Source organism: Dactylosporangium sp. NPDC051541 (assembly GCF_044454505.1).
In the GTDB taxonomy this organism is placed as follows: domain Bacteria; phylum Actinomycetota; class Actinomycetes; order Mycobacteriales; family Micromonosporaceae; genus Dactylosporangium.
In genome coordinates, this window is record NZ_JBITDU010000006.1 from 322,925 (window position 1) to 337,811 (window position 14,887).

Annotated in this window: 12 protein-coding genes; 7 read left to right on the forward strand and 5 right to left on the reverse strand. The window is 69.8% G+C overall.

The features are described from left to right. Positions 1-218: 218 nt before the first annotated feature. Positions 219-1,343 (forward strand): hypothetical protein, encoded by a 1,125-nt coding sequence (locus ACIA8L_RS28075; protein ID WP_395909458.1) that lies wholly within the window; start codon positions 219-221, stop codon positions 1,341-1,343. Here ACIA8L_RS28075 and ACIA8L_RS28080 read toward each other — a convergent pair. The 3 genes from ACIA8L_RS28080 to ACIA8L_RS28090 all read right to left on the reverse strand — a co-directional run bounded on the left by ACIA8L_RS28080 (position 1,326) and on the right by ACIA8L_RS28090 (position 5,568). Next, entirely contained in the window at positions 1,326-3,419 is a 2,094-nt protein-coding gene (locus ACIA8L_RS28080; RefSeq protein WP_395909459.1) for an ATP-binding protein, read from the reverse strand. The two genes, ACIA8L_RS28075 and ACIA8L_RS28080, sit on opposite strands and share 18 nt — an antisense overlap. A 2-nt stretch (positions 3,420-3,421) precedes the next feature. Then, the gene (locus tag ACIA8L_RS28085; RefSeq protein ID WP_395909461.1) at positions 3,422-3,919 is read right to left on the reverse strand and encodes a hypothetical protein; all 498 of its coding nucleotides are present in this window, start codon (positions 3,917-3,919) and stop codon (positions 3,422-3,424) included. Positions 3,920-4,002: 83 nt separating this feature from the next. Then, positions 4,003-5,568, reverse strand: a complete 1,566-nt coding sequence (locus ACIA8L_RS28090) for an ADP-ribosyltransferase domain-containing protein (protein WP_395909462.1) — start codon at positions 5,566-5,568, stop codon at positions 4,003-4,005. A gap of 81 nt (positions 5,569-5,649) precedes the next feature. On the opposite strand from ACIA8L_RS28090, the gene ACIA8L_RS28095 reads away from it, so the two are divergent. Beyond that, positions 5,650-6,303, forward strand: a complete 654-nt coding sequence (locus ACIA8L_RS28095) for a macro domain-containing protein (RefSeq protein WP_395909463.1) — start codon at positions 5,650-5,652, stop codon at positions 6,301-6,303. A 25-nt stretch (positions 6,304-6,328) separates the two neighbouring features. Here ACIA8L_RS28095 and ACIA8L_RS28100 read toward each other — a convergent pair whose 3' ends face one another. Beyond that, positions 6,329-6,589, reverse strand: coding sequence for a three-helix bundle dimerization domain-containing protein (locus tag ACIA8L_RS28100; protein ID WP_395909464.1), 261 nt, complete (start codon positions 6,587-6,589; stop codon positions 6,329-6,331). Between the two features lie 106 nt (positions 6,590-6,695). Here ACIA8L_RS28100 and ACIA8L_RS28105 point away from each other — a divergent pair, with 106 nt between their 5' ends. From ACIA8L_RS28105 to ACIA8L_RS28120, 4 genes are all read left to right on the forward strand, one after another. After that, positions 6,696-7,055, forward strand: a complete 360-nt coding sequence (locus ACIA8L_RS28105; protein ID WP_395909465.1) for a PadR family transcriptional regulator — start codon at positions 6,696-6,698, stop codon at positions 7,053-7,055. Then, positions 7,052-8,008 (forward strand): permease prefix domain 1-containing protein, encoded by a 957-nt coding sequence (locus ACIA8L_RS28110; protein WP_395909466.1) that lies wholly within the window; start codon positions 7,052-7,054, stop codon positions 8,006-8,008. Before ACIA8L_RS28105 ends, ACIA8L_RS28110 begins: the two co-directional genes overlap by 4 nt. Positions 8,009-8,126: 118 nt before the next feature. Then, positions 8,127-9,194, forward strand: coding sequence for an NAD(P)-dependent alcohol dehydrogenase (locus ACIA8L_RS28115; protein ID WP_395909467.1), 1,068 nt, complete (start codon positions 8,127-8,129; stop codon positions 9,192-9,194). Between the two features lie 494 nt (positions 9,195-9,688). Beyond that, a complete protein-coding gene (locus tag ACIA8L_RS28120; RefSeq protein ID WP_395909468.1) occupies positions 9,689-11,368 on the forward strand; it encodes a cellulose binding domain-containing protein in 1,680 nt (559 codons plus the stop codon). A gap of 510 nt (positions 11,369-11,878) precedes the next feature. Here the strand turns inward: ACIA8L_RS28120 and ACIA8L_RS28125 are convergent. Beyond that, the gene (locus ACIA8L_RS28125) at positions 11,879-13,681 is read right to left on the reverse strand and encodes a hypothetical protein (RefSeq protein WP_395909469.1); all 1,803 of its coding nucleotides are present in this window, start codon (positions 13,679-13,681) and stop codon (positions 11,879-11,881) included. Positions 13,682-13,858: 177 nt separating this feature from the next. Between ACIA8L_RS28125 and ACIA8L_RS28130 the strand changes: the two genes are divergently transcribed. Continuing rightward, positions 13,859-14,326 (forward strand): iron chaperone, encoded by a 468-nt coding sequence (locus tag ACIA8L_RS28130; RefSeq protein WP_395909470.1) that lies wholly within the window; start codon positions 13,859-13,861, stop codon positions 14,324-14,326. Positions 14,327-14,887 lie beyond the last annotated feature (561 nt).

The following is a 14,887-nucleotide window of genomic DNA, read 5'->3' on the forward strand; positions in this document are numbered from 1 at the left end:
GTGTTCCGGGCGAGGTCCGGGGCCAAGGCCGTGTGCAGATAGACGCAGATCTGACACCGCACTGTCCAGCCGATTGCAAGCTCGTGCCAATGCACCCGGCAAAGCGCACGTGCACGCTTCCCCTGTCGCGAAGTTCATCGAGGGGGGCGTTCGGAATGCTGCTGAGTATTGATGATGACGTATGGAGTACCCGAGCCGGTTGTCGCACCGTACTCGTCGTGGTCCACACGCTGGCAACGTGTCACCGGCTGCTCGACATTGTGAGTCACGTAGAATGTGATTCACGCATTCAAGTTGTTTTCACGGTCGCGCCCGACGTATTCAACCACGCCGTCGCGCCGGTTCTGGCCGAGCTCGGCGCGGCCGTGCTGCCGTGGGACCAGGCGACCCGGCAGCGGTTCGACCTCGCCGTCGCCGCGGCGTACGGCGGGCTGCACGAACTGCGCGCACCGGTGGTCGTCATGGCGCACGGGGCCGGTCGGGGGAAGCGGTCCCGGCCCCGGCAGGTGGGCGGGGCGGCCCTCGTCGAGCCGGTCGTCTACGGCCTCGACAGTGCCCGGCTCACGCGGGACGGCCGGGTCGTGGCGTCGGCGCTGATCCTGGCCCACGAGCAGGAGCGGGCGGTGCTGCGCCGGCAGTGCCCGGAGGCGCTCGGCGTCGCGGTGCTGGCCGGCGATCCGTGCTTCGACCGGCTGGTGGCGAGCGGGCCGCAGCGGGCGCGGTACCGCAGCGGCATGGGTCTCGGGGATGACCATCGACTGGTCGTGGTCAGCTCCACCTGGGGGCGGGACGGGGTTTTCGGCGGCGCGCCGGATCTGCTCCCGCGGCTGCTCGACCAGCTGCCGGGCGGCTTCCGGGTGGCGGCCATGCTGCACCCGGCGGTCTGGGGCGCGCACGGCCGCCGCCAGGTGTCGGCCTGGCTGCGCGACTGCCGGGGCGCCGGCCTGCTGGTGCTGGACCCCCTCGCCGAGTGGCGCTCGCTCATCATCGCCAGCGACCTGGTTGTCGGCGATCACGGGTCGGTGCCGGTGTACGCCGCGGCGATCGGGCGGCCGCTGCTGTACGTCGGCGGCCGCCGGGCGCTGACCGCACCCGGCTCGGCGCAGGCCCTCGTCGCCGCGGCGGCCGCGCGTCTGCACCCGGACCGGCCGCTGCTGCCGCAGGTCCGGGCGGCCCGCCCGGTCGACGCGCCGGCCGTCGCGGCGGCGCTGACGTCCCGGCCCGGGCAGGCGGGCGCGCAGATCCGCCGCACCATGTACCGGCTGCTGGGCCTCGCGGTGCCGGGCCGCCATCGCCGCCCCGAGCCCGTTGCGCCGCCGCGGTTCCTAGGACCGGACGCTTGAGGCTTCGGCCGCGACCTCGGCGGCGCGGGGCGACCCGGAGGCGGTGAACAGTTCGATCGCGGAGTGGTAGTGCCGCCGGGCCGCTTCCGGGTCGCCGCGGCGGCGCGCGATGGCCCCGAGCAGGGTCCGTGCCTCCGCTTCCTCGTGGCTCGAGCCGAGGTCGTGCATCCCGTGCGCGGCCTCGGTCGCGGCCTTCTCCGCGCCGGCGAGGTCGCCGGTGGCGAGCAGTGCCCCGGCGATCCCGGCCGTCGCCCGGACGCCGTTGTACGGATCGAGCTCGCCCAGCCCCTCGAACAGCGCCCGCGCCTCCCGCAGCGGCGGCAGCGCCTCCGCCGCCCGCCCGGCCCGGGACAGCGCCGTGCCGAGCGTGGTCAGCGCCAGCCCGACGGCCCGCGGTTCGCCGAGGCGCCGGCTTCCGTCAAGGACTTCCCGCAGCAGGTGTACAGCATGATCGAGGCGGTTCGCGGCCAGGTGCGCGGCGGCCAGTGCCTCCTGCGCGTCCAGCCGGCCCCGCGCGTCCCCGGCGGTGTCGAAGAGGCGGATCGCGGCGTCCAGGTCGGCGGCGGCCGTGGCCGTGTCGCCGAGCCGCGTGTGTACCCGCCCGACCCGGGTGAGCATGATCGCCTCCGCCCAGGGGTCGCCCCAGGCCCGCGCGGCCGCGACCCCGCGCCGATGGATCTCGAGGCGCTCCCGCAGCGGCGGTTTCACGAGCAACAGCAGCGGCCACAGTACGTCGCAGAGGGCCCACGCCAGCTCGAAGTGCGCGAGGTCGAAGGCGACCGGGCCGGCCGTCACCAGATTGGCGCCCTCCCGCTCCAGCCAGGCCAGGGCCGCGGGGCGGGAATGCAGCCGGGGGAGGCCCACGGGTTCGGTGATGGCCGTGTACGCGGGCCGCCGCCGGTAGGGCGTCAGCACCTCGTCGGCCCGCCGCGCCGCCGCGTGGTACCACTCGAGCTGCGACAGCCGTGCGATCCGTTGCTCCTCCGCGCCGGTTTGCGCACGAGCATGCAGTACCACCAAATCCAGGTATTTAAAGCGTTCTTCGGCGGTTTCTTGGAGCAGGTTGGCCTGGAGCAGCCGCTCGATCGCCGGCGCGGCCGATGTGGGGTCGATCGCGGCGGCGACGGCGCGGACGATGCCGGGGCCGAACTCCGGGCCGGGGTGGAAGGCGAGCCGCCGGTACAGCGCGGCCGTGTTCGCGTCCAGATGCCGGTAGGAGACGTCGAACGCGGCCCGTACAGTGTGGTCGCCGGGGCCGCCGAAGCCGGCCAGCCGGGTGGTCTCGTCGGCGAGCTCGTCGGCGACGCCGCGGATCGACAGTTTCGGGCGGGTGACGAGCCGGGCCGCGGCCACGCACAGCGCGAGCGGGAGCCCGCCGCAGAGTTCGGCCAGCCGCTCGGCCTGGTGCCGTTCCCGCTCGACGCGCGCCGGGCCGGCGGTCCGGGCGAGGAGCGCCACCGAGTCCTCGGTCGGCAGGGGCTCGACGTCGATGAGGCGGGCGCCGTCGGGGATGAGCTCCGGCAGCCGCTGGCGGCTGGTGACGAGGACGACGCTGGTCGCGGACGCGGGGAGCAGCGGCCGGAGCTGCGCTGCGGACAGCGCGTTGTCGAGGAGCACCAGGATGGCCCGGTCGGCGGTGAGGGTCCGGTAGAGCGCGGCCCGCTCGGCCGCGGTGGCCGGCAACGCGGCGTTGGCGACGCCGAGGCCGCGCAGGAACGCCGCGAGCGCGTCGTTGCCGTCGACGGGTTCGTTGCCGCCGAACCCTTCGAGGTCGAGGTGGAGCTGGCCGCCGGGGTACCGGTCACGGATATGGTGGGCCCAGTGCAGCGCCAGCGCGGTCTTGCCGACGCCGCCGGGGCCGGTGAGGACGACGAGGGTCCGGCCGGTGCCGTCGAGCAGCAGTCCGTCGAGTTCGGCGAGCAGGCCGGTGCGACCGGTGAACGTGGCGGTGGGGGCGGGCAGCTGCCGCGGTACCGTCGCCGGGTTTGCGGGCTGATGGATGTGGACGTCGCGGATCGTGCCCGCTTGCACCGCGGGCCCGTGGATGCTGCCGGAGAGGTCGTTGGTGGGGGACACGGTCAGAAGGTGAGGTCGCCGTGGATGTCCCTGGCCTGGACGACCTTGTCGGCGGTACCGCTGAAGCTGTTGTGCACGGCCGCTTCGCCCATGGTGAGCTCGGTCTGGACGGCGTGCCACTGGTCGCGCACGAGCCCGGCGAACCGGGGGTCGTCGGCGAGGGCGCGGCTGAGCTGCTCGGCGAGGGCGTTCTGCCGGTTGTGGCCGCCGCTTTGGGCGGTGGCTTGGCTGTTGCCGGCGCGCGCGGTGGCTTGGCTGTCGGCGGTTTGGGCGGCGGCTTCGTTGCGTGCGTCCGCTTCGGGTGCTTCGCCTTCGCGGCGGCCACGTTGGAGCTGGTCACGTATGGTCCGGGCGAGTGCGGCCAGAGCCGTGTCGCCTTCGCCGGCCACGGTCGCACCGCCTCGGCCGGCGATGGCGGCGGCAATGGCAACGGCGAGTTCGCTCGGCATCGCAGCCTCCTGTAACGACATCGCGACCGTGTGTACGCGAATGTACGTCAATGGAGCCCACGCTATCGGGCGAAATGTCCACGCATCACCGCGCGCCCATCCACCATGTGCACGAAGGTGCAAACCGCGCCGTTTTACTGAACCTGGTCCTGCTCCTCCAGCTCCGTCAGCTTCACGGTGCACAGGCCGCCCCGCTCGGCCTTGACGTCGGTCACTGTCAGTTGCGTGCCCGGCGTCAGGATGTATTCCTCCTCGCCGGTGAAGGCCGAGAAGCTGCGGATGCCTACCGCCCGCAGCGGGACGACCTCGAAGAGCGTTCGTTTGCCGCTGCCGCCCATGAACGCCTTCGCCACGCCGACGTCGGAGGTGCAGGACGACACGCCCCACCACGTGACCGTCTGGCCCAGCGGGTACTGCCGGCGCAGGTCCATCCGCACGCCCCGCCACAGTGGCTCGCGGCGGGCGGGCAGACGTGAAACGGCGGAGAAGAGCAGTCGGAGGTACGGCAGGTACGGCGACATGCGACTGCGGTCCGGGCTGCGCAGGGTGGCGTTGATCTGCCGATAGAACGCGGACTCGCAGGTATACAGGTAGAGCGCGGCGACCTCGTCGGCCGACAGTGCGGACGAGGCCACCTTCTCGCCGAACCGCTGCGACGCCTCCACATGCCAGTCCAGGCCGCTCAGGACGGCCGCGGCCGGGGCGATCGCGGTGCGGAAGTCGGTGAGCGGGGTGGTGAACACGCCGGTGATCGCGGGGAGCGCCAGGCCCTCGTCCTTGACGCTCTCCAGCCGCTCCAGGTAGAGCTTGTGCAGCTCCATCGTCGAGTTGATGAACGCACCCATGCGGGTGGCCGCCTCGTCCTGGGACGTGTTCCAGCCCTTGCTCGGCAGCCAGTCGATCTCGTCGGCGCCGAGGGAGCGCAGGGCTTCGTTGACCGTCGCGAAGTGCTCGTTGTCGCAGAAGATGTCGCCCTGCGCGGCCGGGTTCGGGTGGTCGATGTGGCGGACCTCGACGTCCGGGTACTTCTTCTGCAGCCGCACCACCAGGCTCTTCAGGGTCCGGGCGTGCGCGCCCCACCAGGCGAAGACAACGCCGCGGTCCTCGTCGGACTCGGCCTGCTGCTTGGCCTTCAGGATCTCCTCGACCAGCCGCTCGACGACCGGGCGCCAGAAGCCGGTGTGCTGGTCGGTGCCGAGGCTGCCGTCGGCGCTGGCGGTCAGCGACGCGTTGAGCAGCAGCACGCCCTGCGTGAGCATCGACGAGAACCACTCGGGCGGCGGCACCGTGTCCTGCGCCTTGAGCAGCGCGCGGATCTCGCTGATCGGCGTCTTCTTCGGGATCTGGTACTTCCACATGGCCGCGGCCTTGATGATGCACCGGATGCTCACGACCCGCCCGAACTGGCTGTCCGCCCAGTCGTGGAACGTGTTGTCGAACATCGCGATGCCGGTCGCGCTCTCGGGGCGGGGATACGGGTTCTGCCCGAAGACGACGACTTTCCACTTGTGCGGCGGGTTGGGCTTGAGCGCCTGGAACGTCAGCTCCCGCACCGGCACGATCTGCGGGTCGCGGCCGGGGCCGATGAACTGCGGCGCGCTGTGCTGCGCCTCGATGACCGGCTTCAGCAGCGGCAGCCACGGCTCGCCGCCGCCGGCGAACAGTGCGGCCAGGCCGAGCGGGTCCTCGGTGTCGCTCAATGTACCCTCCCCCAAAGTTCCACTGTGGACATCGCGCACCGTACCGGGTGCGTTCAACCCGATCGAAAGTGGAGGGACACCATGACTGTTCGTGTCGTTTTGTGCGACGTGAACGCGAAGGTCGTGCAGGCGTTGATGTCGGCGTTCGCGGACGAGCGTGACGTCGAGATCACGAAGGGTTCGATCCTCAACCAGCGGGTCGACGCCTGGGTGACGCCGACGAACTCGCACGGTGTCATGAGCGGCGGGGTCGACGCGGCGATCCTCGGGCAGCTCGGGCCCGGGATTCAGCTGCGGGTGCACAGGGCGATCCGGGACGGGTTCGGTGCGGCGCTGCCGATCGGGGCCGCGGTGTGCGTGCCGTCCGGTGCGGCGAACCCGAAGTTCCTGATCTCGACGCCGACCATGCACGCGCAGGCCGAGAACGTGCGGCACACGCTGAATGTCGCGCTCGCGTGTGCGGCGGCGTTTCAGGCCGTACACATGCAGAACGAACGCGCACCGGGCAGCATCACGTCGGTGGCGCTCGTGGGGATGGGCGCGGCGACCGGCAAGGTGCCGCCGCAGGTGTGCGCGAACCTGATGTGGGCCGGCTACACGCTGTTCGGTGAGAGCACGTTCGACGACTACGCCGAGCTGCGGCAGACCGTCACCGAGCAGCTCGGCGACATCGAAACGCGACCGGCGAGTGAGCGGGTGCGCATCACCCCGCCGGCCGCGCGGCGTCGTCGTTGAGCGTGACCGGCAATAGGGGATCGCTTTAGGAAACGTCGTCGCTCAGCACGGGTTCGTGCATCGCGTACCCGCGTTCGCGCAGCTGCTCCACGACGCGGGGCCGGGTGAGTGACAGGACGTGTGTCTCCACCTCGGCCTCGCGGAGCAGGTCCGCGTAGGTGTCGTTGACCAACCGCTCGACTTCCGCCGGCGGAGCGTCCGGGAACCGCTCCTGGATGATGTCCCGCTCCCGCCGCAGCGCCGTCTCGATGTCGCCGAGATGGGCGACTCCGTCATGCTCGGACATGTTCGGCACCTCCTCAACGGATCGTGTGCCCGGTCCGCTCACAACCGAAACTGACCCAATGATGTGTCCGTTGCTATAGTGTGCGACACACACTATAGTGAGATGCATGCCCGACGATGAACTGCTCTCGGCGCACCTCCAGGAGCTGCGGCGCGGCACGGTTGTGCTCGCGTGCCTGCTGATCCTCGACCGGCCCAACTACGGCTACGCGCTGCTCGACCAGCTGGAGCGCAGCGGGTTCGCCGTCGATGCCAACACGCTGTATCCGCTCCTGCGCCGGCTCGAGAAGCAGGGCCTGCTCACCAGCGACTGGAACACCGAGGAGTCCCGGCCCCGGAAGTTCTACCGGACCAGCGAACAGGGCGCGGCCCTCGCCGAAGCGCTGCGCACGGACTGGGGCCAGCTCGACGGCGCGTTCCGCGCGTTGACCGACAACACGACCGTCCCGAAAGGCGGCGAGTCATGACCATCGCGACCACCACCCTCACCGATCGCTACGTCGAGGCCACCCTGCGCCGCCTGCCCGCGCGGCAGCGACCCGACATCGAACAGGAACTGCGCGCCTCGATCGCCGACGCCATCGAGGACCGCGTCGAAACCGGCACCGAGTCCGCCGAAGCCGAGCGGGCGGTGCTCACCGACCTCGGCGACCCGGCCCGGCTGGCCGCGGGCTACGCCGACCGGCCGCTCCAGCTCATCGGCCCCGCCGTGTTCCTGGACTACACGCGCCTGCTCACGACCCTGCTCGCCGTCGTCGTGCCCGCGGTGGCCGGCTTCACCGGGCTCATGCGCACGCTGTCCAGCGACAGCACGGCGACGGACGTCATCGGGGCCACGCTCGGAGCCGCGATCAACACGGCAGTACACGTGGCGTTCTGGACAACACTCGTCTTCGTCCTGCTGGAGCGGACCGGGACGCGCGCCGCCCTGACCCGGGCCTGGACCCCGGCCGCGCTGCCGGAGCAGCCGAGCCGGCGCACGCGCTACGCCGAGCTGACCGCCGAAACCCTCCTGCTCGTGCTGATCTCGACGTTCATCCTGTTGTCCCCGGGCCTCAGCCCGCTACAGGACGCCGACGGGGAGCCGATCGCGATCTTCGCGCCGTGGCTTTGGCAGACCGGGATGGTGTACCTCTTCATCGCCCTCGGCATCGCGAACCTCGCCGTGTCCTTCGCGAAGTACTACATCCGCTGGAGCGTGCCCCGCGCGCTCGCCGGAGCCCTGGTCAACGTCGGCGGCGCCCTCGTGCTCGTCTGGCTGGCGGCCGGCGACCACATCATCAACCCCGCGTTCGCGGACGCCGCCGGCTGGGGCCCGGACGTGGTCCGCTGGATCAACTACGGCGTCGTCATCGCGGGTGCGTTGTCGGTTGTCAGCGCGGTGCTGGAAAGCCTGAACCTGGCGAGGAGGCGGTCGTGAAGGCGGTTGTGCAGGAGCGATGTGGGGACGGGCGCGTGCGGTGGTCCGCTGACCACGACGTTGTCGTCGTCTGTGCGCTGCCTGTCGGGGAGCGCTTCAACTTCGCGAGGGGGCGGTCGTGAAGGCGGTTGTACAGGAGCGGTACGGCGACGCGAGCGTGCTGCGGTTCACCGACGTCGAACGGCCCGTGCCGAAGGCGGGCGAGGTGCTGGTGAAGGTGCACGCGGCCGCGTTCAACCACGGTGATCGGGTCGACCTGCACGGTGAGCCGCGCATCGCCCGCCTGCAGCTCGGTGTGCGCCGCCCGAAGGTGCCCATCCCCGGCCGGGCGATCGCCGGCACGGTCGAGCTGGCCGGCCCCGGCGTGACGGCGTGGGCACCGGGCGACGCGGTGCTGGCCGAGACAACCAAGCGCGGCTTCGCCGAGTACATCGCCGTGCCGGCCGACACGCTCGCCGCCAAGCCGGCGGGGATCACCTTCGAGCAGGCGGCGACACTGCCGGTGTCGGGTACGACCGCGCTGCAGGCCGTGCGCCTGGTCAACGCCGACGAAAATCAACGCGACCGGTCGGCGCATGCTGATCAACCCGTTGACGCCAATCAACCCACTGGCATGACAATCAACCACGTCGACGAAAATCAACCCATCAAACCAGTAGTCAACGTGCTCATCAACGGAGCGTCGGGCGGCGTCGGCACGTTCGCGGTGCAGTTGGCCAAGCTGGCGGGCGCGGCGGTCACCGCCGTGTGCAGCCCACGCAACGCCGCCCGCGCCCGCGCGCTCGGCGCCGAACGGGTCGTCGACTACACGCGGGAAGACTTCACCAAGGGCACCGAACGCTACGACGCCGTAATCGACCTGGCCGGCGGCTACACGGTCGGCGGCATGCTAGGTGTCCTGACCGAGCGCGGCGTCTTCATCGGATCGAACGGCACCGGCGGCCGCGTCCTCGGCCCGCTACCCCGCCTGGTCACGATCATGACCCGGTCCGCGCTCCACCGCGGGCGGGTGAAGGTCGTGCTGAACCAGCCGAACCCGGCCGCCTTGACCACCTTGGCCGCGATGGTGGCCGACGGCCGACTGGTACCGGAGATCGAGCGGGTCTGGTCACTCAACGAAACCGCCGCCGCTCTGCACGCCCTCGAAACCGAACACGCCCGCGGCAAAATCGTGCTCACCGTCTGAGCAACACCGCCAACCACCGCCCACCGTTGCCCGCTCCGTCCGTGCACGTTCCGCCCGCGCCGACTCTGCCCGTGCACGTTCCGCCCGCGCCCGTTCCATTCGCGCATGCACGTCCGTGTGCATGTTCGATCCGCGCAGGTCTCATTCGCGCATGCACGTCCGTGCGTACGGTCGATCCGCGCAAGTCCCATTCGCGCATGCACCTCCGTGTGCATGTTCGATCCGCGCAGGTCTCATTCGCGCATGCACGTCCGTGTGCATGTTCGATCCGCGCAGGTCTGATTCGCGCATGCACGTCCGTGTGCATGTTCGATCCGCGCAGGTCTGATTCGCGCATGCTTCATTCGCCCGCGATGCAAGTTCCACGGCCTGGACCGGGTGCGGCCTGCGCGGGGCGGTGGGCGCCTTGACAGGGTTCGAAACGTTGCCCGAATCTCAGCGCAATATTTACATCCGGCCCGCCCCAACCGGACCCATCCGGAAGGAGAGCCCTGGTGAAGATCAGCTCGGGCCGCCCCGCGGCCCGTCTGACGCTCGTCGGCCTCGCGGTCGCGGCCCTGATCACGGGCGCGGGAGCACTGGTCGTGCACACCACCGCCGCCAGCGCCGCCAGTGCCGGTGTCGAGGACGAGGGCGCGAACTGCGCGGTGCCCGCCCTGCCCGACGCCGGCTCGCTGCCCACCAACGCCAAGCTGCCCGATCCCTTCAAGAAGCTCGACGGCTCCCGCATCACCAGCAAGTCCGACTGGACCTGCCAGCGTGAGTTGATCAAGAAGCTTTCGGAAAAGTTCGTGTACGGCGAGAAACCCGCAAAGCCCCAGACCGTCACCGGTACCGTGTCCCGCACCTCGATCACCGTGAACGTCTCGAACGCCGGCAAGAGTTCCAGCTTCTCCGCCAGCGTCGACGCGCCCAGTGGCAACGGGCCGTTCCCCGCGGTGGTCGTGCTCGGCGGGTTCGGAGCGGACACGGCCGCCATCAAGGCCGCGGGCGCCGCGGTCATCAACTACGACCCCTACGCGGTGGGCAAGGAAGGCACGCCGCGCAACAACAAACAGGGCGCGTTCTACAGCATCTACGGCGCGAACAGTCCGACCGGCCTGCTCATGGCCTGGGCGTGGGGCGTCAGCCGGATCATCGACGTACTCGAGCAGTCCGGCGGCACGATTCTGCGCGGCGACGCGACCGGTGTGACCGGGTGTTCGCGGTTCGGCAAGGGCGCGTTCGTCATCGGCGCGTTCGATCAGCGCATCCAGCTGACGATGCCGATCGAGTCCGGCAGCGCCGGGGTGCCGATCTTCCGCGGCATCCCGGGCGAGGGCGCGCAGAGTCTGAGCAGCGCGTACGGCGAGCAGCCGTGGCTCGGCGACGCGTTCGGCTCGTTCACGAGCAGCCCGACCCGGCTACCGGTGGACACGCACGAAATGGTGGCCATGGTCGCACCGCGCGGCCTGTTCATCATGGACAACCCGCACATCGTCAACCTCGGCCCGAAGTCGGCGAGCGTGGCCGCGCTCGGCGGCGCGGAAGTGTACAAAGCGCTCGGCGCCGGCGACAACATCACCTACTGGTCGGACATCCAGAACGGCACGCACTGCGCGAATCGGCCCGAGTGGAGCGCGCCGCTGCAACAGAACATTCAGAAGTACCTGACGAAGACCGGGAACTCGCCCGGCTCCTTCCACATCTCGAGCAAGGCCGCGGGCAACCTGGCCGAGTGGCGCGACTGGACAACGCCAACGTTGAGCGGCAGCACGTCCAGCCCGTCACCGTCAACGTCGCCGTCACAATCAACATCCCCGTCAACGTCGCCATCACAATCAACGTCCCCGTCGACATCACCGTCAAGGTCGACGAGTCCGTCCGCTTCGAACATTCCAGGCGGCGGGTGTACTGCGTCCGCGTCCATCAACCAATGGAACGGCGGGTTCGTGGCCACGATCCGCGTCACCGCGGGAGCGTCCGCGATCAGTGGCTGGACGGTCGCGAGCACGCTACCGTCCGGCGCGACGATCACGAGTGCGTGGAACGCCAACCGCAGCGGCAACAGCGGCGCGGTGCAGTTCACGAACGTGCAATACAACGGCACAGTCCCGGCTGGTCAATGGACCGAGTTCGGCTTCCAGGGCACGGGCACCGGCACCGGCCTGACCGCCACCTGCACAGCGCGCTGACAGACAGAGGGCGGGCCGAGTCAACCCCGGCCCGCCCCTTTGCCACAGTCCGCACCGCGACACAACCGCAGCCCACCGCGACGCAGCCGTCGTGCAAACCGCGACGGAGCTGATGCGCACCACGACGCAGCCGCGGTTCATCGCAGTGCACGGCGATGCAGCCAGCGTGCAAACCGCGACCGAGCCGCGATGGTGCAGCCGCTGTGCATAACCGTGACCGAGCCGCGATGGTGCAGCCGTCGTGCAAACCGCGACGGAGCTGATGCGCACCACGACGCAGCCGCGGTCCATCGCAGTGCACAGCGATGCAGCCAGCGTGCAAACCGCGACCGAGCCGCGATGGTGCAGCCGCTGTGCATAACCGCGACCAAGCCGCGACGGGCCGCCGTGCGCCGCAGTGCGCGACAGTGCAGCCGTCGTGCAAACCGCGACCAAGCCGTCGTGCACCGCAGTGCAGCCGCCGTGCAGAGCGTGACGTAACCGCGATGCGCTGCGGTGGAGATGTGGGAGTCAGTTCACCGTGACCGAGAAGTTGTGGTACCAGGACGTGGTGCCGTCGGCGTAGTGGATGCCGACCCAGAAGTAGGTCCAGCCGGTCTGGGTCGGCGTCCAGTGGATGCGGCCCTTGCCGTCGGCGTCGAGCGGGACGAGCACGTGTTCGCTGTCCTGCGTGGTGAAGTACTCCACGCTCTGCGCGCCGTTGGCATTGAACGGCACGACCGTGAACACGCCCGCCTGGCCGATGCCGCCGCCGGAGCCGTCGATCGGGTAGACGCCGTCGGAGTCGACGGACGGGTCGTCGAGGGCGTAGAAGTACGACGTCACCGTGTAGTACTCGGTGCCGCTGTCGTCCAGGCCGGTCCACGTGAGCTCGTGCTGGCCCGGCCGCAGCGCCGGCAGCGGCGCGTCGACGATGCCGTCGGCGCCGAAGGTGGCGGTGCGGACCTCGCCGTCGGCCGAGTAGCGCACCTTGGTCAGCCCGCTGCCGGCCTGGCTGGTGAAGTGCATCGTGACGATGATTCCGGACGAGGCCGGGTCGGGGGCCTGGGCGACGGACCACGCCGAGATCGAAACGTCCCGGACGTTCATCTGGTACTGCTTCTCGGCCGAATTGCCGGCCCGGTCATACGCGATCACGGTCAGCGTCTGCGGACCGACACCGAACGGACGGTACTTGAACGTGGCCGTCCCGTCGGCCTTCGCGGCCACGTAGGTCAGCCCGAACCGGCCGCCGTAGCGGTAGCCGACGACGTCGGTGGAGCCGTTGGGGCCGACCACGAAGGTGCCCTCGAGCGCCGGGCCGCCGGTCGGGGCCGGCGGGTTCTCCGGGAACTCCACAGAGGACACGGCGGGAACGTTCGGGGCCGTACGGTCCACGACGAACGCGCAGTCGTCGCTCCACGGCGAGTAGGCCCGCTGGTCAAACGTGCGAGCGTGCCACGCGTAGGCGCCCTCGGGCAGCGTGCCGGCCGGGATGGTGCCGACGCCGAAGATGCCGTCGCCGCCACTGCTGTAGGAAGTCTGCACGGCCGTCTTGGCCGCCGGGTTCGCGACCGGCCAAAACTCCATGTCGCTGCGCAGCGAATCGCCGGGGTTGGTGTCCGGGTCGGTCACGTCGGCGTAGGCGGAGAAGTTCTCGTTCGCATACTTCGGGCCGGCACTGCACGGCACGTCACCGTCGTAGCGCGTCTTCACCGGCTTGTTCGGCGGCTTGTTCGTGAGCTCGACCTGCAGGTCGAAGTCGTTCTGCGCCAGCCACTGCCCGAACGCCGGCTTGCTCTCGTTGCCGTCCGGCACCGCGACCTCGACCCACAGCCGGGCCGACTTGACGGCGAGCGCCTTGTTCAGCCCGGTGGTCAGGTCGAAGGTGGCCTGCAGGTAGCAGCCCGAGCCCGCGAACACCGGCTTGACGGCCGAGCCGGCGGCCTTCGGCGGCTTCTGCCAGGTGTTGGTCGCGGTGAACTCGTTCGTCGGCTGCGCGTACAGCGACTTCGGCTTCGTGCAGTCGGATGAGCGATCGATCAGCACGAGGTGCGCGGACTTGAGCCGGGCCCGCTGAACGCTGTAGATGTCGAACCCGAAGTACACCCGCGTCTTGTGCACCTTCTGATCGATGAACGTGTTCGTGCCGACGGGCAGGTCACCATCGGGATAGAAGGTGGTGGTCGTCGGCGTCGTCGCGTCGGTGTACGCGATGAACGACGGCGTGAGGTTGATGTGCGGCTCGGCGGCGGTGGCCGGAGCGGCGACCACGACCACGGCGGCGGCCGTGAGTGTCGTGGTGAGCAGCGCCGCCCGCAGGATTCTGCGCACGGAACATCCCTTCCAAACGGATAGCGGGGGATGAAACGGCTGCGAGCGTAGCGACCGCCGACTCGGTGCGCTGACCCGTCCTTCGATCAGTTTTCAAGAAGCGAGGCCGGCGGGGGTACTTCTAGCATGGGAAACGTCCCGATCTTCGTAGGTTTCGCCAGTAAGGGGATTTCTGCCATGGCACCGAAAAAGCGCACCGGTTCCGCGTCGGCCTCCACCCCGGCCTTCAACGCGGAGGAGCGCGCCGCGATGCAGGAGCATGTCGCCGAGGTCCGCGCGTCCGCGCGCCGCGGTTCGAAGGCGGACAAGGCGGCCGAAGACCTGCAGGCGATGCTCGACAAGATCGCCGAGATGGAGCCGGCCGACCGTGCGACGGCCGAACGCATTCACGCCCTCGTCACGGAAGCCGCCCCGGACCTGACGGCGAAGCTCTGGTACGGCATGCCGGCCTATTACAAAGGCACGAAATCCATCTGCTTCTTCCAGCCGGCGACGAAGTTCAAAACGCGCTATTCGACCCTCGGCTTCAACCAGGACGCGGCCTTGGACGACGGCGACCTGTGGCCCGTCGCCTACGCCGTCAACAAGCTGACCAAGGACGTCGAAGCCCGCATCACCACCCTGGTCAAGCAGGCCGCAAGCTGAACGAGCCCGCATGGCTTGACCTAGTGGCCACTAGGCCCTAATCTAGCTCCACAAGGCGAAGCACCCGAACAAGCCAAACGGCGGCCACCCGAATTGGAGTCGGAGGACCGCCGCGGCCAAGCTACAGGGAGGGGCCCTATAGCCATATCTTCCAAAGTACTGAACACAGTGCAGCGGTCGCAATGACTAAAGACGGCAACACTGACGCCTTCCCTCCGTTGGGCTATCACCTGTGTACGGATAGTGACGTTCGTCAACTTCGTCACGAATATACCGTCGTGCACATGCCGAAAACGCGCACCCTCGGCCGTCCGCCGCCACAGCTGCGCGACCGGGCGCAGGCTGCCGCAACGACGGCAAAATTTGTCAACCAACGCAGGCGCCGAGCATGCCCCCGCTTGCCCCCGCATGCGTCGGCCGGCAGCGGTCGCGAGGACGGCAAGCCGCGAAGCGCGCACGGTCACTCGCGAAGCGCGCACGGTCACTCGCGAAGCGCGCACGGTCACTCGCGAAGCGCGCACGGTCACTCGCGAAGCGCGCACGGTCACTCGCGAAGCGCGC